Annotated in this window: 18 protein-coding genes; 10 read left to right on the forward strand and 8 right to left on the reverse strand. The window is 67.0% G+C overall.

Features of this window, described 5'->3' with window-relative positions:
- Nucleotides 1-186 carry a 50S ribosomal protein L30 gene (gene rpmD / locus AC4ELS_RS21705; protein WP_029106891.1) on the forward strand — a complete coding sequence of 62 codons (186 nt, stop codon included), beginning with the start codon at nt 1-3 and terminating at the stop codon, nt 184-186.
- Nucleotides 186-629, forward strand: a complete 444-nt coding sequence (rplO, locus tag AC4ELS_RS21710) for a 50S ribosomal protein L15 (RefSeq protein WP_064883273.1) — start codon at nt 186-188, stop codon at nt 627-629. The genes rpmD and rplO overlap by 1 nt, the downstream gene beginning before the upstream one ends.
- Before the next feature lie 98 nt (nt 630-727).
- Here rplO and AC4ELS_RS21715 read toward each other — a convergent pair whose 3' ends face one another.
- Nucleotides 728-1,654, reverse strand: a complete 927-nt coding sequence (locus AC4ELS_RS21715) for an LLM class flavin-dependent oxidoreductase (protein WP_064883271.1) — start codon at nt 1,652-1,654, stop codon at nt 728-730.
- A gap of 83 nt (nt 1,655-1,737) precedes the next feature.
- Here AC4ELS_RS21715 and sppA point away from each other — a divergent pair, with 83 nt between their 5' ends.
- Both sppA and AC4ELS_RS21725 read left to right on the forward strand, forming a co-directional pair.
- Nucleotides 1,738-3,522 carry a signal peptide peptidase SppA gene (gene sppA / locus AC4ELS_RS21720; protein WP_498885501.1) on the forward strand — a complete coding sequence of 595 codons (1,785 nt, stop codon included), beginning with the start codon at nt 1,738-1,740 and terminating at the stop codon, nt 3,520-3,522.
- Between the two features lie 207 nt (nt 3,523-3,729).
- Nucleotides 3,730-5,157: an MFS transporter gene (locus AC4ELS_RS21725; RefSeq protein ID WP_498885499.1), complete on the forward strand. Its 1,428-nt coding sequence runs from the start codon at nt 3,730-3,732 to the stop codon at nt 5,155-5,157.
- Here the strand turns inward: AC4ELS_RS21725 and AC4ELS_RS21730 are convergent.
- The 3 genes from AC4ELS_RS21730 to AC4ELS_RS21740 are packed head-to-tail and all read right to left on the reverse strand — an operon-like array spanning nt 5,143 to nt 7,293.
- Nucleotides 5,143-5,799: a GntR family transcriptional regulator gene (locus AC4ELS_RS21730; protein ID WP_498885497.1), complete on the reverse strand. Its 657-nt coding sequence runs from the start codon at nt 5,797-5,799 to the stop codon at nt 5,143-5,145. The two genes, AC4ELS_RS21725 and AC4ELS_RS21730, sit on opposite strands and share 15 nt — an antisense overlap.
- Nucleotides 5,796-6,515: a maleate cis-trans isomerase family protein gene (locus AC4ELS_RS21735; protein ID WP_498885495.1), complete on the reverse strand. Its 720-nt coding sequence runs from the start codon at nt 6,513-6,515 to the stop codon at nt 5,796-5,798. The genes AC4ELS_RS21730 and AC4ELS_RS21735 overlap by 4 nt, the downstream gene beginning before the upstream one ends.
- 40 nt (nt 6,516-6,555) lie before the next feature.
- Nucleotides 6,556-7,293 carry a maleate cis-trans isomerase family protein gene (locus AC4ELS_RS21740; protein ID WP_498885493.1) on the reverse strand — a complete coding sequence of 246 codons (738 nt, stop codon included), beginning with the start codon at nt 7,291-7,293 and terminating at the stop codon, nt 6,556-6,558.
- Nucleotides 7,294-7,370: 77 nt separating this feature from the next.
- On the opposite strand from AC4ELS_RS21740, the gene AC4ELS_RS21745 reads away from it, so the two are divergent.
- Genes AC4ELS_RS21745 through AC4ELS_RS21755 form a run of 3 tightly spaced genes read left to right on the forward strand, consistent with a single transcriptional unit; the run spans nt 7,371 to nt 10,254 of the window.
- Complete coding sequence (locus AC4ELS_RS21745; RefSeq protein WP_499049268.1) at nt 7,371-8,354, forward strand: D-2-hydroxyacid dehydrogenase; 984 nt, start codon at nt 7,371-7,373, stop codon at nt 8,352-8,354.
- Nucleotides 8,351-9,760 carry an amidase gene (locus tag AC4ELS_RS21750; protein ID WP_498885489.1) on the forward strand — a complete coding sequence of 470 codons (1,410 nt, stop codon included), beginning with the start codon at nt 8,351-8,353 and terminating at the stop codon, nt 9,758-9,760. The genes AC4ELS_RS21745 and AC4ELS_RS21750 overlap by 4 nt, the downstream gene beginning before the upstream one ends.
- Entirely contained in the window at nt 9,757-10,254 is a 498-nt protein-coding gene (locus AC4ELS_RS21755; RefSeq protein WP_498885487.1) for a DUF3830 family protein, read from the forward strand. Before AC4ELS_RS21750 ends, AC4ELS_RS21755 begins: the two co-directional genes overlap by 4 nt.
- Before the next feature lie 6 nt (nt 10,255-10,260).
- On the opposite strand, the gene AC4ELS_RS21760 is transcribed toward AC4ELS_RS21755, so the two are convergent.
- From AC4ELS_RS21760 to AC4ELS_RS21775, 4 genes are read right to left on the reverse strand one after another with little or no spacing between them, the layout of a single operon-like run.
- Complete coding sequence (locus AC4ELS_RS21760) at nt 10,261-11,181, reverse strand: class I SAM-dependent methyltransferase (RefSeq protein ID WP_064883259.1); 921 nt, start codon at nt 11,179-11,181, stop codon at nt 10,261-10,263.
- A gap of 18 nt (nt 11,182-11,199) precedes the next feature.
- The gene (locus AC4ELS_RS21765; RefSeq protein ID WP_448445973.1) at nt 11,200-12,105 is read right to left on the reverse strand and encodes a class I SAM-dependent methyltransferase; all 906 of its coding nucleotides are present in this window, start codon (nt 12,103-12,105) and stop codon (nt 11,200-11,202) included.
- A gap of 12 nt (nt 12,106-12,117) precedes the next feature.
- Nucleotides 12,118-13,101, reverse strand: a complete 984-nt coding sequence (locus AC4ELS_RS21770) for an SAM-dependent methyltransferase (RefSeq protein ID WP_499049270.1) — start codon at nt 13,099-13,101, stop codon at nt 12,118-12,120.
- 12 nt (nt 13,102-13,113) lie between these two features.
- Nucleotides 13,114-14,028: a class I SAM-dependent methyltransferase gene (locus tag AC4ELS_RS21775; RefSeq protein WP_064883252.1), complete on the reverse strand. Its 915-nt coding sequence runs from the start codon at nt 14,026-14,028 to the stop codon at nt 13,114-13,116.
- Nucleotides 14,029-14,341: 313 nt separating this feature from the next.
- On the opposite strand from AC4ELS_RS21775, the gene secY reads away from it, so the two are divergent.
- Genes secY through map form a run of 3 tightly spaced genes read left to right on the forward strand, consistent with a single transcriptional unit; the run spans nt 14,342 to nt 17,003 of the window.
- The gene (gene secY / locus AC4ELS_RS21780) at nt 14,342-15,667 is read left to right on the forward strand and encodes a preprotein translocase subunit SecY (protein ID WP_064883250.1); all 1,326 of its coding nucleotides are present in this window, start codon (nt 14,342-14,344) and stop codon (nt 15,665-15,667) included.
- Nucleotides 15,664-16,209: an adenylate kinase gene (locus tag AC4ELS_RS21785; protein ID WP_055109924.1), complete on the forward strand. Its 546-nt coding sequence runs from the start codon at nt 15,664-15,666 to the stop codon at nt 16,207-16,209. Before secY ends, AC4ELS_RS21785 begins: the two co-directional genes overlap by 4 nt.
- Nucleotides 16,206-17,003, forward strand: coding sequence for a type I methionyl aminopeptidase (map, locus tag AC4ELS_RS21790; RefSeq protein ID WP_064883248.1), 798 nt, complete (start codon nt 16,206-16,208; stop codon nt 17,001-17,003). Before AC4ELS_RS21785 ends, map begins: the two co-directional genes overlap by 4 nt.
- Nucleotides 17,004-17,086 lie beyond the last annotated feature (83 nt).

Below are 17,086 nucleotides of genomic sequence, written 5' to 3' on the forward strand. Positions count from 1 at the left end.
ATGGCAGAACTCAAGATCACCCAGGTGCGCGGAACCATCGGCGCACGCTGGAAGCAGCGCGAAAGCCTGCGGACCCTGGGGCTGAAGAAGATTCGTCAGTCCGTGGTGCGTGAGGACAACGCGCAGACCCGCGGTCTGATCAAGGCCGTTCATCACCTCATCGAGGTGGAGGAGGTGAAGTCCTGATGTCCGTTATCAAGCTTCACGACCTGAGGCCCGCCCCCGGAGAGAAGAAGGCCAAGACCCGCGTCGGTCGTGGTGAGGGCTCCAAGGGTAAGACCGCCGGTCGTGGTACCAAGGGCACCAAGGCCCGCAAGAACGTCCCCGCGACGTTCGAGGGTGGCCAGATGCCGATCCACATGCGGCTGCCGAAGCTCAAGGGCTTCAAGAACCGCTTCCGGACCGAGTACGAGGTCGTCAACGTCGGCGACATCGCCAAGGCCTTCCCGCAGGGCGGCACCATCGGTGTCGACGAGCTGGTTGCCAAGGGCCTCGTTCGCAAGAACAGCCTGGTGAAGGTGCTCGGCGACGGCAAGCTGGCCGTCAAGGTCGACGTGACCGCCAACAAGTTCAGCGGTAGCGCCCGTGAGGCGATCTCCGCTGCCGGCGGTTCGGCCACCGAGCTCTAGTTTCGCTGCGTCAGCAGACACAAAAGTGCCCCTTTTCTTTTGAAAAGGGGCACTTTTGTTGGGGGCCCCTCCCGCTTGCGGGGGACTGGTCGCGGAACCTAGGTGAGCTGCGGGATCACGTCGGCGGCAAGCCGTTCCATCTGTTCGCGGTCCTCGGCGATCGTGGCGCCGGTGGGGTTGAGTACGACGGTCTGTGCCCCCGCTTCGAGCACCTCGCGCAGACCCCGGACCACGTCGTCCACGGTCCCGGCGACCGCCACCTCGCCCAGGTGCGTCCGGTCCCCGTAGATCCGCCGAAGGCCCGCGTCCACCCGCTCGCGAGCACGGGCAGGGTCGTCGTCGACGATCAGATACACCCGCTTGCCGATCCGGAATCCGGCCTGATCCTTGCCCTGCTCGTCGATTTCGCGGTGCACCGTCCGGACCGCCTCGGCGAAGGCCGCGGTGGTCGACGAGCCGGCTCCCAGAAACGCATCGCCGTAACGGACCGCCCGCGCCAGAGCCCTCGGTGCGTTGGCCCCGAACCAGATCGGCGGGTGTGGCCGCTGAACGGGTTTGGGGCTGATGGCCAGATCGTCGACATCGCGGAAGCGGCCGTGGAAGGTGATCCGGGGTTCATCCGACCAGGCGGCTTTCATCAACTCCAAACCCTCGGTGAAGCTGGAGATGAATGTCGACGAGTCCACCCCGAACGCCGGGAACTGCCGGAAGCTGCCGCCCGGGGCCACGCCGACGTCGAGGCGGCCGTGGCTGAGCCGGTCCACCGCCGTGATCGCCGAAGCCAACTGCAACGGGTCGTGCAATGAGGTGACCAGAACCGCGACCCCCAGCCGCAGCCTCGTGGTGACCGCCGCGGCATACGACAACAGTTCCAACGGGGCGATCGTCGGTGCCGGCCCCACGGTCTGCTCTATCGTCCAACCGCCCTCGAAACCGAGTTCCTCGGCGCGGGCCAGATACGCCTTGAAGGCCGCGTCGTCGAAGCCGTCGTGATCGAGTTGCGGGAGCGAGATGGAGAACGTCACCCGTCTCACGGTACGACGGTGGTCCGGTAGGGCGACAGTTCTCGTCGCCGCGCGCGGAATCCGCCGATCGGTAGGCTCGGTCCATGTTCGCTTTTCTCCCAGGACTACCCGGCCCGGACGATCTCAAGGTGTTGGCCCGGCGCGTGGACACCGCCCGGCACAACGGAGTGCCCAACGGGTGTGTGCTGGAGTTGGATCTGATGTCGACGCCGCCGGAGACCGCCGGATTCGACCCGTTGGCCGTGATCGCGGGCGGGGGCCGCCCGCTGGTGTTGCGGCAGGCCGTCGCCGCGATCCACCGCGCAGCCGAGGACGACCGGGTGGCCGGGTTGATCGCGCGGGTGCAGTTGCCCGCCGCTGCGCCCGGCCCGGTACAGGAACTGCGGGATGCCATCGCGGCGTTCAGCGCGGTGAAGCCCACGGTGGCGTGGGCCGAGACGTACCCCGGCACGCTGTCTTATTACCTGGCATCCGCCTTCCGCGAAGTGTGGATGCAGCCTTCGGGCACAGTCGGGCTGGTCGGTTTCGCCACCAATGCGATGTTCCTGCGCGACGCGCTGGACAAGGTGGGTGTCGAGGCACAGTTCGTCGCGCGCGGCGAATACAAGTCCGCGGCAAACGTTTTCACGGAAGCCCGCTACACCGACGCGCAGCGTGAGGCCGACGGCCGGATGATCGAGAGCCTGCAATCGCAGGTGTGGCAGGCCATCGCCGAATCGCGGGGCCTGACCTCGGAGGCGGTCAACGTACTGGCGGACAAGGCGCCGGTGCTGCGAGATGACGCCGTCACCGCCGGCCTGATCGACCGGATCGGGTTCCGTGACGAAGCCTATTCACGCATCGGGGAACTGTCCGGCGGGCCGACCGAGGCAGGCGCCGATGCCGACAGTCACCCCGATGCTCTACCGCGGCTTTATCTTTCGCGCTATGCGCGGACCACTCCGAAGGTTCCGACGCCACAGATACCGGGCCGTAAGTCCAAGCCCACGATCGCGCTGGTGACGTTGCACGGCCCGATCGTGAGCGGCCGCGGCGGGCCACAGGTGCTGCCGCTGGGTAATTCCAGTGCCGGCGGCGACACCATCGCCGCGGCTCTGCGTGAGGCCGCTGCCGACGATGAGGTGTCGGCGATCGTGCTGCGCGTCGACAGCCCCGGCGGCTCGGTGTCCGGGTCGGAAACCATTTGGCGCGAGGTGGTTCGGATTCGCGAGCGCGGTAAGCCCATCGTCGCCTCGATGGGGGCGGTGGCAGCATCGGGCGGCTACTACGTGTCGATGGCCGCAGACGAGATCGTGGCCAATGCGGGCACCATCACCGGGTCCATCGGTGTGATCACCGGCAAGTTGGTCTCCCGTGAGCTCAAGGACAAGTTGGGCGTCGGATCGGATTCCTTGCGTACCAACCCGAATGCCGATGCCTGGTCGTCGAACTCACCGTTCACCGACGAACAGCACGCCCAAATCGAAGCCGAGACCGACCTGCTCTACACCGATTTCATCACCCGCGTGGCCGAGGGGCGCAAGCTCTCGGTCGAGCAGGTGGACCAGGTGGCGCGCGGTCGGATCTGGACGGGCGCCGACGCCAAGGGGCACGGCCTCGTCGACGAACTCGGTGGCCTACGTACCGCGGTCACCCGCGCCAAGGTCCTGGCCGGGCTGGATCCGGACACCAAGGTGCGGGTGCTGAGCTATCCCGGTTCGTCCTGGTTGGACATGTTGCGGCCCAAGCCGTCCTCTCAACCCGCAGCCGCGTCGGTGCCGCAGGCTGTCGGCAACCTGCTGGGGCAATCGGTGGTCGGAGTACTCGAGAACGCCGGGCGCGCGGTGACCGGATCCCACGCGCTCTGGCTGGGAGAACCCCGGTTTTGACGCTTGCGATAGTTACGACGCGGTAGCGGGCGGCGCTTTGTCGGCCGTGGGGCTGTAACGTCAGATCTTGGCAACTATTGAATTGTCGACGAAACGACGGCCTGGCCCTGCGGTGTTCAACCCAGTCAGAGCAGCCGTAACAGAGTGCGCGGCGGGGAACGGTGTCGTCAGACACATGGAGGACTCGTGCCCGCGCATAACAGCCCGATGAGGGGCTTCGGAGACAAACCGGAGATCGACTATCGCGAACCCTCAGAGGATCCGCCCGACCCCGGTGTGTTGAAGCGGGCCATCGCCGCGTCGGCGATCGGTAACGCCACAGAATGGTTCGACTACGGCATCTACGCCTATGGCGTGGGCTACATTTCCGCCGCCATCTTCCCCGGAGACGCCCAACAGGCGACCCTGCTGGCCCTCGCGACGTTCGCTGTGTCGTTCCTGGTCCGCCCGCTCGGCGGATTCGTCTGGGGGCCACTCGGCGACCGGCTGGGCCGTAAACACGTGCTCGCGATCACCATCGTGTTGATGGCGGGCGCGACGTTCTGCGCCGGCCTGATTCCGTCCTATGCCGCGATCGGGATGTGGGCCCCGGTGCTCATGGTCGCGCTGCGGATGATCCAGGGCTTCTCCACCGGAGGAGAATACGGCGGAGCCGCGACATTCATGGCCGAGTACGCTCCGTCGCGTCGGCGCGGTTTCCTCGGCAGTTTCCTCGAATTCGGCACCCTCGCGGGCTTTTCGATGGGCGCGCTGTTGATGCTCGGCTTCTCGGCGCTGCTCTCCGATGAGCAGATGGGGCAATGGGGTTGGCGGCTACCGTTTCTCGTGGCCGCCCCGCTCGGACTGGTCGGTGTCTACCTACGTTCGAAGCTGGAGGACACCCCGATCTTCCGCGAACTCGAAACCAAGGGGGAGCGGGAAGGTGGGCCCGCGTCCGAGCTCAAGGATCTGGTGGTCGAGTACTGGGGCCCCATCCTGCGATTGGGCGGTTTGGTCGTTGCGCTCAACGTGGTCAACTACACGCTGCTGACCTACATGCCGACGTATCTGGAGCAGACGATCGGCTTGTCGAGCAGCCACGCCCTGGTGGTACCCATCATCGGCATGCTGTCGATGATGGTGTTCCTGCCATTCGCGGGCCACATCTCCGACCGGGTGGGCCGCAAACCGATGTGGTGGGTCTCGCTGATCGGTCTCTTCGTCGCCGGCATCCCGATGTTCCTGCTGATGTCGACGAACATGGTCGGTGCAATCATCGCGTTCGCGGTGCTGGGCCTGCTCTATGTGCCCCAGCTGTCGACGATCTCCGCGACGTTCCCGGCGATGTTCCCCACCCAGGTGCGTTACGCCGGCTTCGCCATCGCCTACAACGTGTCGACATCGCTGTTCGGTGGCACCGCCCCCGCGGTCAACGATTGGGTGGTGGCAAAGACCGGTGATCAACTGGTGCCGGCCTATTACATGATGATTGCCTGCGTGATCGGGATGATCGCGCTGATCAAGGTGCCCGAGACCGCGCGATGTCCGATCAGCGGCACCGAGATCCCCGGCACGCCCGAAGCGCCGGCGCAATTGGAGTACGAGCCCGAACCCGAGACGGACACAGGTACGCCGTCTGCGTCAGCCGGCCGGTAGTCGCGCGATCAACCGGTCGACGGCGTCCTCCATGTGGGCCAGCATCAACTTGTCCGTGAGTGCGACGTCTCCGGACTGGATGGCGCCCGCCAGTGCCTGGTGCTCGTTCACCCGGTCGGTGGCGGCGTCGTAGGTGTCGGCCAGTGCGTGCACACACATCCTGGTCTCGACAAGAAAGGTCTGGTGCAGGCGTGAGAGCCGCGGGCTGCCTGCGAGTTCGACGAGCACCTCGTGGAAACGCATGTCGGCTTCGCTGACTTCATCGAGGTCGCGGGCTGCTGCCATCTCGTCGACCACGGCGAGTAGCGCGTCTCCGGCGCTCGCATAGTCGCCCTGCAGGATCTGGCGGCTCGCGGTCCGCTCGATTGCCTCGCGGGCCAGGTACATGTCGCGGATCTCGCCGGAGTCCATCGTGTTGACGAACACTCCGCGGTTGCGGATCGCGATCAGCAGACCTTCCTGGGTGAGGCGCTGCATGCCCTCCCGCAGGGGTCCGCGGCTGACTCCGAAGCTGCGCGCCAACTCGGCCTCGCCGAGTTGCGTGCCGGGGACGAGCTCGCCGTGCGCGATGGCCTGGCGGAGCTTCTCGGCGACGATGCTGGGTGTCGACTCCTGCTCGACGGGAGTGATGAAGTCGGTCACGGCCTGGCTCCGAACAGGCGGCCGAGCCCGGGGAGCGGCGGCACGGGGCCGAGTAGGTGCAGGCCCTTCCAGACCGTCACCTGGTTGGCGGTGAGCACCGGTTTGCCGACGGCGCATTCCAGCTGATCGATGAAACCCATTGTGTGCATGGCGGTGTCGGGTACCAGCACAGCATCGGCGTCGGGGTGGTCGGCGGCTGTGACCATGGCGAGCACCTGTGCCTGCGGCAGCCGGCCCACCTCGGCTGCGGTGAGGATGTCGTGGCTGCCCATCGACACCACGTCGATGCCGCCGGCCGACAGGAACGCGACGAAGTGTGCCGCCACGTCCCCCGGGTAGGAGGCGGCCACGGCAACCCGGTGGATACCCAAGTGCTGCAATGCATCTACGAAGGCGATCGATGTCGACGAAGCCGGGACGCCGGAGGCGGCGGCCACATCGTCGGCTTGGCGTCGGGCTCCGTCGCGCCCGAAGACGAAACTGCCCGACGTACACGCCCACATCATCGAATCCGGACGTGCCGCCCCCAGGCGCATGACACCGTCGGCGAGGCGTTCGGTCCGGCCGAGGTCGAGGAGGGCATCGACACGATGGGCGTCCTCGCCGACCGACGTGATCGCGACGGGCAGTCTGACCGCCGACTGCAGACGTGCCTCCAGCGCGCCGAAGTCGTCTTCGGCGCTGTGGCCGGGATAGAGGATCCCCACCGTGGTCATGCATCGTCCTTTCAATGGTGGCCAGGTCGCTACCGCGCGTTCAGGTCTCCAGCAGTCGCTGACCGGCTCCCACGGCCTTGCGGCCCGCGACGGCCAGTGCCGCCCACATGGTCACCTGGTTGGCGGTGACCACCGGCTTGCCGAGCTCGCGCTCCAGCGGTGCGATCAGATCGTAGGTCGGCAGATTCGTGCAACTGATGACGACAGCCTCGGCATCGGAACAATCTGTGGCACAAACCAACTCGGCCGTTGTCGCATACGGCACCGCCCAGATCTGCGATGTCATCCCCAGGCCTGCGGTGGCGGCCACCTCGATCCCGGCTTCCATGAGATAACTGGTCAGCCCGCTCGTGAGGTCGGCGGTGTAGGGAGTGACCGTGGCGACCGTCTTCACCCCGAGGTGCCGGAGCGCGGCGAGCATGGAGCCGCTGGTGGTCACCGCGGCCGGGGCTCCGGCCGCGCGCATCGCCGCGACCAGTGCGGCCTCGCCTGCCATTCCCTTGACGAAGCTTCCCGCGGTACACGCATAGGCCGTCACCAGCGGAGCCACCGCGAGCACGTTCGCGGCGCCGGCCTCGACCTGCTCGGGTTCGGAGACATGCACCGCCATGTCGACCGTCACCGGCAGCGGCGCATATCGCAACCGGGTGACGTAGAGGCTGACGTCGTTGGGCGCCCAACGCCACAGTTCGCGGTCGAGAGCGAAGTCGTACGGTGTCACAACACCTATCCCCACCTGCTGTAACGGTGGGGGAGGAATGACTTCCTCGAGTGTCATGTCCATAGTGTGAGGCCGAGTCGGCCAACCGGCAACAGATTGTTGACAATCCTACGAAGACGCCTAGCCTCGGAACCGTGCCGCCTGCAGCCGCCCGCCCCGTGATCGCGGTGCTGTGTGAGCACGAGACCGACCGGGTGCCGGGCCTGTCCTGCGTGGATGCCGACTTCCGCTACTGCGACGCCGACGGGCTGGGGCAGGCGGTCGAAGGGGCGCGGGCCCTGCTGCTGTGGGACTACTTCTCCACTGCGTTGCGTGAAGTGTGGGCGCGTGCGGATGCGCTGGAGTGGATTCACGTCCCCGCGGCCGGTGTCGACACACTGCTGTTCGACGAGCTGCGGGAATCGGACGTGGTGGTCACCAATGCCCGCGGTGTATTCGACCGTCCCATAGCTGAATACGTTCTCGGCGCGGTGCTGGCCCATGCCAAGGGGACCCAGGCCAGCCTGGATTTCCAACGCCGGCATGAGTGGCGCTACCGCGAGACCCGCAGCATCGCGGGTGCGACGGCACTCGTGGTCGGGACGGGCGGCATCGGCCGTGAGATCGCGCGTCTGCTGCGCGCGGCCGGTCTGTCCGTGCGCGGTGCCGGGCGTAAAGCGGTCGCCGAGGATCCGGATTTCGGTGCGGTGGTCACCACCGACGATCTGGTCTCGGCCGTCGGCTGGTGCGATCACCTCGTGCTTGCGGCTCCGCTCACCCCGGCGACGCGTGGTCTCGTGGACGCGGCCGTCCTGAAGGCGATGAAACCCGATGCGCACCTTGTGAATATCGCGCGGGGACCGATCGTCGACGAGGATGCGCTGCTTGCCGCGCTGACCGAACACCGCATCGCCGGAGCAACCCTGGACGTGTTCAGCATTGAGCCGTTGCCCGCCGGACACCCGCTGTGGGACGCGCCCGGTACCGTCATCACCGCACACATGTCCGGCGACGTCGTGGGGTTCCGGGAGACTCTCGCCGATCAGTTCGCCGACAATGCGCGGCGCTGGCTGGCCGGGCAGCCGTTGGTCAACGTTGTCGACAAGGCGCTCGGTTACGTACCGGGGGAGCAGACGTGACCATCCCACAGGCCGTCGAGTTGCTCGAGGCCTACCGGACCAAGACGCTCTCGCCGGTGGAGGCGACCCGAGCGGCGCTGTCGGCCATCGACCACCACAACGACGCGGTCAACGCATTTGTGCTCGTTGACTCCGACGGTGCGATGGCCGCCGCGCGGGCGTCCGAAAAGCGTTGGCATGACGGGTGTCCGCTGGGCCCCGGCGACGGGATCCCGACATCGATCAAGGACGCGCTGTGGACCAGAGGCTGGCCGACCCTGCGTGGCAGCTGGCTCATCGACGAGGCGGGCCCGTGGAACGAGGACGCGCCCAGCGTGGCGCGGCTGCGCGAATCCGGCGCGGTGCTGCTCGGCAAGACCACCACTCCGGAGTACTCGTGGAAGGGCGTGACCGACTCGCCGCGCTACGGAGTGACCGGCAACCCGTGGGATCCCGCGGTGACTGCGGGCGGGTCGAGCGGGGGCAGTGCCGCGGCCGTGGCACTGGGCATGGGCGCGTGGTCGGTGGGCACCGACGGCGGTGGTTCGGTGCGCATTCCTGGCGCGTTCACGGGCACCGTCGCCCTCAAACCGACCTACGGTCTCATCCCGTTGTATCCGCCGAGCCCGTTCGGCACGCTTTCGCACGCCGGCCCGATGGCGCGCACGGTCGCCGACGTTGCCGCCTTGCTGGACGTCGTCACCGGGTTCGACGGGCGGGACTGGTCGGCAATGCCCTCTCCGCGTTCGTCTTTCCGTGCCGTGCTGACCGGTGGCATCGCCGGGCTGCGGGTCGCCTACTCGCCGACCCTCGGCTTCGGGGTCAACGACCCTGAGGTCGATGTCGCGGTACGGGCAGCGGTGGAGGTACTTGCGGCGGCAGGCGCGCACGTAGAGGAGGTCGATCCGGGCTTCGCCGACCCGGTGCACGCCTTCCAGGTGCTGTGGTTCGCCGGTGAGGCAAAGGTGTTGGAAGGCAAGCTGACTGGTCCGGACGCCGGGCGTATCGATCCCGGTCTACGGCGCACGGCCGAGACCGGGGCAACCTTCACCGCGTCGGACTACCTGGATGCGACCGCCGTCCGGATGCACCTGGGGGAACTGATGGGCAGGTTCCACCAGACCTATGACGTCCTGGTCACCCCGACGCTGCCGCTGACCGCCTTCGCCGTCGGCCGGGACGTGCCCGACGGTTCGGCCTCACCGGACTGGACGAGCTGGACGCCCTACACGTATCCGTTCAATCTGACCCAGCAGCCCGCACTTTCGGTGCCGTGCGGGTTCAGCACGGGCGGCCTGCCCGTCGGGCTGCAGATCGTCGGTCCCCGACATTCGGATGCCCTGGTGCTGCGGGTGGGGGACGTGTACCAGGGCGCCACGGACTGGCATCGCCGGATGCCCGCGCTGCTCACCGAGGAGGTTGCATGAGCCGGTTGGTCACGGTGTCGCTGGACAAACGCGGAGTCAGTTGTGTGGCCCGACTCCTCGACGACGCGGCGCCGCGCACCTGCGCCGCGGTGTGGGACGCCCTGCCGTTGGCGGCGCAGGTATTTCACGGCAAGTACGCCCGTAACGAGATCTACACCCTGCTGCCGGCATTCGGCACCGACCCCGGCAAGGAGAACACCACGGTCACCCCGATACCGGGCGATCTGTGCTGGTTCTCGTTCGACTCGGACGATCTGGGCAACCCCGCGTACGGATACGAGAACAGCGCCGGTACCGGAACCACCGGCGCGATCGTCGACCTGGCGCTGTTCTACGGCCGCAACAACCTGCTGATCAACGGGGACCAGGGCTGGGTGCCCGGCAACGTGTTCGGCGAGATCATCGAGGGACTCGACGACATGGCCGCGGCCTGCCAGGACCTGTGGATGGGCGGAGCCAGGGGCGAGACGTTGCGCTTTGCCAGGGTATCGTGACGCCGCTCAGTCCAGAGTCCCGCTGACGTAGACGATTTCACCCATCGGGTCGTTGTCGTCGCGGTCGGGCACCGGCAGGCCGTGGCGGACGAACAGCTCCGACCGGGGCGTACCGGACATCTCCCAACCCTTGGCGTTCAGATAGTCGGCGGCCGAATGCCTCTCGCCGTGGTAGATCAGCGACGGCATGTCCATGTTCAGACCGAGCTGGCTGAACGTCGCGGTGGCGGCGCGTGCCTTTTCCGGGTCGAAATCCTTGAGCGCGGGCACGAATTCGGTGGCCACCGCGCTGCCGGGTGCGCTGAGCGCGGCGATGTTGTCGAACAGCCGGTCCTGCGCCTCGGGCGGCAGGTAGATCAGTAGACCCTCGGCGCACCACGCGGTCGGTTTTGCCGGGTCGAATCCCGCGGCGCGCAGGGCGGCCGGCCAGTCGTTCCGCAGGTCGATCGGTACGGTGCGTCGTTCCGCCTTCGGCTCCGCGCCAAGGTCGGCGAGGGTGCGCGTCTTGAACTCGATCACCTCGGGCTGGTCGATCTCGTAGACCACGGTGCCCGCCGGCCAGGGCAGCCGGTATGCGCGCGAGTCCAGGCCGGAGGCCAGGATCACCGCCTGCCGGATACCGGCCTCGCCCGACGTGATGAAGAAGTCGTCGAAGAACCGGGTACGCACCGCCATCTCGTCGATATTCGAGCGAGCGCGCTCAGCTGCATCCGGTGCGAGCTGGGCGAGGGTATCCAGACTCAGCTCACCGTCGACCATCTTGGTGAACACGTCGATGCCCACCGCGCGCACCAACGGCGCCGCGAACGGATCGTCGATCAGGCCGTGGGAATCCTGGCTGGCGATCGCCCGCCCCGTGGCCACCAGAGTGGCGGTGGCGCCGACGCTGGAGGCCAGATCCCAACTGTCGTCATCGGTTCGTGCCATCGTGCGCCTCCCGGTCGTCTATTTCGATGTCTTGAGTGTTGCTGACAGATAACCAGAATCACCGGCGAGGTCGTCAAGCTCCTCGGGGTAGGGGAAACCGTGCGACGCGTAGGCGGCCCGGGTGGGCTGCACTGTCGCGTCCCATCCGTGCGCGGTGAGGTAGTCGCGGGCGGCCGTTCGCTCGCCGGAGTAGAACAGGTCCTTCAGATCCATATCGGAGCCGACCTTCTTCGACCACTGGCTGACCCGCTCGGTCCACTTGTCGTTGAGCGAGGCGGCGTCCATGTGCTCGGTGGCGAGCCGGCTGCCTGGGGCGCTGAGCGCGGTGATGTTGTCGAACAACCGGTCCTGGGCTTCCGGCGGCAGATAGATCAGCAGACCCTCGGCGATCCAGGCGGTCGGCAGCTGTGGATCGAAACCGTTGGCGCGCAACGCCGCGGGCCAGTCATCGCGCAGGTCGACGGGCACGGTGTGCAGCTCGGCGGCCGGCTCGGCCTCGAGATCGGTCAGGGTGCGGGTCTTGAACTCCAGCACGGCCGGCTGATCCACCTCGAACACGACGCTGCCGGCCGGCCAGGGCAGCCGGTAGGCGCGCGTGTCCAGGCCGGAGGCCAGGATCACCGCCTGCCGGATACCGGCCGCCGAAGCATCGGTGAAGAAGTCGTCGAAAAAGCGGGTACGGACGGCGATCTGCTCACACATCCGCTGCCGGTCCAGCATCACATCGCCCTCGACGCACACCTCGCCGTCGGCGAGCCGGATGCTGTGCTCCAGACCGACCGCACGCACCAGCGCGTCGGCGAACGGATCGTTGATGAGTGGGTCGGGCTGCTTGGTGGCCAGCGCCCGGGAGGCCGCGACACCGGTCGCGGTCGCGCCGACGCTCGTGGCCAGATCCCAGCTGTCGCCTTCGGTGCGGGTCATGAAATGGTGCTCCTAGTCTCGGATGGCGATGACAGCCTGCGAGTTGCGTTGTGGCGCAGCGGCTTCTGCGGTGGGGAACTCGCGGCCGTATTCGGCGAAAAGCTCAGGCCGGCGCCGGGCGGTGACCGACCATCCGCGGTCGGTCAGGTAGTCGACGACCGAATTGCGCTCGCCGTCGTACCAGAGGTTGGCCAGGTCGAGGTCCAGTCCGTGCTGACGCCACTGCTCGCTCAGCACCTGTCCGCGCTCGCGCAGGTCCACCGCCATGCCCGGCAGGTGATACTCGGTGGCCAGCCGGCTGCGCGGGGCGCTGAGCGCGGTGATGTTGTCGAACAACCGGTCCTGGGCGTCAGGCGGCAGATAGGCCAGCAGGCCCTCGGCACTCCATGCGCTCGGTGCGGTCGGATCGAAGCCGGCCGCCCGCAGGGCCGCGGGCCAATCATCCCGGAGATCGACGGCCACCGTGCGGCGGTCGGCCGTTGGGGTGGCCCCGATCTGCGCCATGGTGGCCGACTTGGCGCCGATCACCGCGGGCTGGTCGATCTCGTAGACCACCGTGCCGTCCGGCCACGGCAGCCGATAGGCGCGCGAGTCCAGGCCCGAGGCCAGGATCACGGCCTGCCGGATCCCGGCGTCGCCGGCAGCTGCGGAATTGCCGCCTACGGCGGCACCGTTGGAATTGCCGCCTACGGCGGCCTCCGTGGAATTGCCGCCTACGGCGGCGGTGAAGAAGTCGTCGAAGAACTTTGTCCGCACCGCCATCACACCGGTCATCAGCGCGGCGCCGTCGGCCAGCTCGCCGTCGAGGTCGATCTCGCCGTCGACGAGTTTGGTGAAGAACTCCACCCCGACCGCACGCACCAGATCCGCCGCGTAGGGGTCGTTGATCAGCGGATCGGGTTCGGCAGACGCCATCGCGCGGGCCGCGGCGACCATCGTCGCCGTCGCGCCCACGCTGGAGGCCAGATCCCAGCTGTCGGCGTCAGACCGTGCCATCGCTCGCCCGCCTCACTTCTCGGCGCTGATGTAGAGGACCGATGCCGCGTGGGCCTCATCCTCGACCGGGGGCAGACCCGTACGGACCAGCAGATCGTTGGACGAGATGCTCGTGGTCTTCCAGGCATGTCCTTCCAGATACGTCGTCACATCGGCACGGTCTCCGAGGAAGATCAGCTCGTTGAGGTCCATGTCCAGGCCGTGTGCCCGCCAGCGGTCGGTGAACTCCTGCATTCTGGCCCGGATCGTCTCTTCGTCGTTGGACTCGGTGGCGGGCACGCCCTCGACACCGAATCGGCTGCCGGGCGCACTCAGCGCGGTGACCTGGTCGAGCAAACGGTCCTGGGCGTCCCCCGGCAGATACCCCAGCAACCCCTCGGCGATCCATGCCGTCGGTAGCGACGGGTCGAACCCGGCCTCGGTCAACGCCGAGGGCCAGTCGAAGCGCAGGTCGATGGCCACGGTGCGGCGGTCGGTGGTCGGTACTGCGCCGAGGTCCGCCAGGGTGGCGCTCTTGAACTCGATCACCTCGGGCTGGTCGACCTCGTAGACGACGGTGCCGTCCGGCCACGGCAGCCGGTAGGCCCGCGAGTCCAGCCCGGTCGCGAGGATGACCGCCTGCCGGATACCGGCACGGCACGCGCTCAGGAAGAAGTCGTCGAAGAATCGGGTGCGGGCGGCCATGCCGTTGGCGAATCGGATCAGCCCTGTTGTGGCCTCCTCGTCGAGTCCTTCGGTGGTGAAGTTCTCGTCGGCCAGTTTGGTGAAGAAGTCCATCCCGACAGCGCGGACCAGGGGAGCGGCGAAGGGGTCGTCGATCACCGGATCATCGGCATTGGTGGCCATTGCGCGCGCTGCCGCGACCATCGTCGCCGTGGCACCCACGCTGGAGGCCAGATCCCACGAGTCGTCAGCAGTCCGGGCCATGAATTCCCCTTTGTTCAGTCGAAATCAACGTGTTAGTTAGGTGGTGTAATGAGCTGTCGCCGACTGTACGCTCCGATTCTGAAGAGAAGCTCTGCTCCGCAGCTCGGCCTGACACCGGCCGGATCGAGGCGGGCGGGCGCGGGTGCATGACGGGGGTACTCGGGGGCAACTGTTACTCTCGTAGACTGATTTGACGACTGAGTTCGCAGGCTGCGCGCCTGCCGGGCGGTCGTACACGACTTGACCATTGACGCTGGCTCCACCAGCCCCGTTTGGCACGCCGCGCTGAGAGGTCGGCTGCGCAGGAGGAAGAGTGCTTTCGGCTTTCATCTCATCGCTGCGGACGGCCGACCTCAGACGCAAGATCCTGTTCACGTTGGGCCTGGTGATTCTCTACCGGGCCGGCGCGTCGATCCCGTCTCCGGGGGTTAACTACCCGAACGTCCAAAAGTGCATCGAGCAGGTCAGCGGCGGCGACTCCGCCCAGATCTACTCGTTGATCAACCTGTTCTCCGGCGGCGCGCTGCTGCAGCTGACGGTGTTCGCGGTGGGCGTCATGCCCTACATCACCGCCAGCATCATCGTGCAGCTGTTGGTCGTGGTGATCCCGCGTTTCGAGCAGCTGCAGAAGGAAGGCCAGGCCGGTCAGGCCAAGATGACGCAGTACACGCGTTATCTCTCGATCGCGCTGGCGGTCCTGCAGGCCACCAGCATCGTGGCGCTGGCCGCCAACGGCGGGCTGCTGCAAGGCTGCAGCCTCGACATCATCCAGGACAGCTCGGTCTTCGGACTGATCGTCATCGTGCTGGTGATGACCGCAGGCGCAGCGCTGGTGATGTGGATGGGCGAGCTCATCACCGAGCGGGGCATCGGCAACGGCATGTCGCTGCTGATCTTCGCCGGTATCGCCGCCCGGATCCCGTCCGAGGGCCAGACCATCCTGGAGAGCCGCGGCGGCCTGGTGTTCACCGCCGTCGTTGCCGCGACGCTGCTGATCATCATCGGCGTGGTGTTCGTCGAGCAGGGCCAGCGCCGTATCCCGGTCCAGTACGCCAAGCGCATGGTGGGCCGCAAGATGTACGGCGGTACCTCCACCTACCTGCCGCTCAAGGTCAACCAGGCCGGCGTCATCCCGGTGATCTTCGCGTCCTCGCTGATCTACATCCCGCACCTGATCACCCAGCTGATCCAGAGCGGCAGCTCCAACCCGGGCACCGGATGGTGGGACAAGTTCGTCGCCGACTACCTGACGAATCCCGCCGATCCCGTCTACATCGCGATCTACTTCGGCCTGATCATCTTCTTCACGTACTTCTACGTGTCGATCACGTTCAACCCGGACGAGCGCGCCGATGAGATGAAGAAGTTCGGCGGATTCATCCCGGGCATCCGTCCCGGCAAGCCCACCGCGGACTACCTGCGGTACGTGCTCGGCCGGATCACCCTGCCCGGTTCGATCTACCTCGGTGTGATCGCCGTTCTGCCGAACCTGTTCCTGCAGATCGGCAACACCGGCTCGGTGCAGAATCTGCCGTTCGGCGGTACCGCGGTTCTCATCATGATCGGTGTGGGTCTGGATACCGTGAAACAGATCGAGAGCCAGCTCATGCAACGTAACTACGAAGGGTTCCTGAAGTGAGAGTCGTTCTACTCGGACCGCCCGGTGCGGGCAAAGGCACGCAGGCAGAGAAGCTGTCCGAGAAGCTCGGCATCCCGCAAATCTCCACCGGGGATCTGTTCCGCAAGAACATCGGTGACGGCACTCCGCTCGGACTGGAGGCCAAGCGCTACCTGGACGCCGGCGATCTGGTGCCTGCCGAGCTGACGAACCGCCTCGTGGAGGACCGTATCGACCAGGCCGACGCCGCCGACGGGTTCATCCTCGACGGCTACCCCCGCTCGGTCGAGCAGGCGGGCGCGCTCAAGGACATGCTCGCCGCGCGCAACCACAAGCTCGACGCAGTGGTGGAGTTCCAGGTGTCCGAGGACGAGCTGCTGACCCGGCTCAAGGGCCGTGGCCGCGCTGACGACACCGACGAGGTCATCCGTAACCGCATGAAGGTCTACCGCGACGAGACCGAGCCGCTGCTGGAGTACTACCGCGACGACCTCAAGACCGTGGATGCGGTGGGCGCCCTCGACGAGGTGTTCGCCCGCGCATTGCAGGCACTGGGTAAGTGATCAGATTGCCGGGGTTGCGCAAGCGCAAGGTCGTTGCGCAGCGCAGCGCCGGAGAGTTGGACGCGATGGCTGTGGCCGGGGCGCTCGTCGCCTCGGCACTGCGGGCCGTCCAGGCGGCCGCCGCCCCCGGCGTATCCACACTCGAGCTGGATCAGATCGCCGAGTCCGTCATCCGTGACGGTGGCGGCACCCCGTCGTTCCTCGGCTATCACGGATTTCCGGCCAGCATCTGCGCCTCGGTCAATGACCGTGTGGTGCACGGCATTCCGTCAGCGGGCGAGAAATTGGCCGCCGGCGATCTGGTGTCCATCGACTGCGGCGCGATCGTCGACGGATGGCACGGTGACTCGGCCGTCACCTTCGGCGTCGGCGCACTCATCGCCGCCGACGAAGCTCTTTCTGCAGCAACGAAATCCGCCATGGAGGCCGGGATCGCCGCGATGCTGCCCGGAAACCGGCTCACCGACGTCTCGCACGCGATCGAGGTCGAGACCCACGCCGCCGAGGCCCGGCACGACCGCAAGTACGGCATCGTCGACGGCTACGGTGGTCACGGTATCGGCCGCCAGATGCACATGGATCCGTTCCTGCCCAACGAGGGTTCACCCGGCCGCGGTCCGTACCTGGAGCCCGGCTCGGTACTGGCGATCGAGCCCATGCTGACCCTGGGCACCACCGAGACCGTGATTCTCGACGACGAGTGGACCGTCGTCACCGCCGACGGGACCCGTGCGGCGCACTGGGAGCACACGGTCGCCGTCACCGAAAACGGCCCCCGAATCCTCACCCGGTAATTAACGCCAGCAATCAATACTCGAAACGTGCGCCATTGCTGGTGTCAGCCGGAGCGCAAAGGTTCTAATTGAACCGGATCGCC

This window comes from Mycobacterium shunyiense (assembly GCF_058270035.1).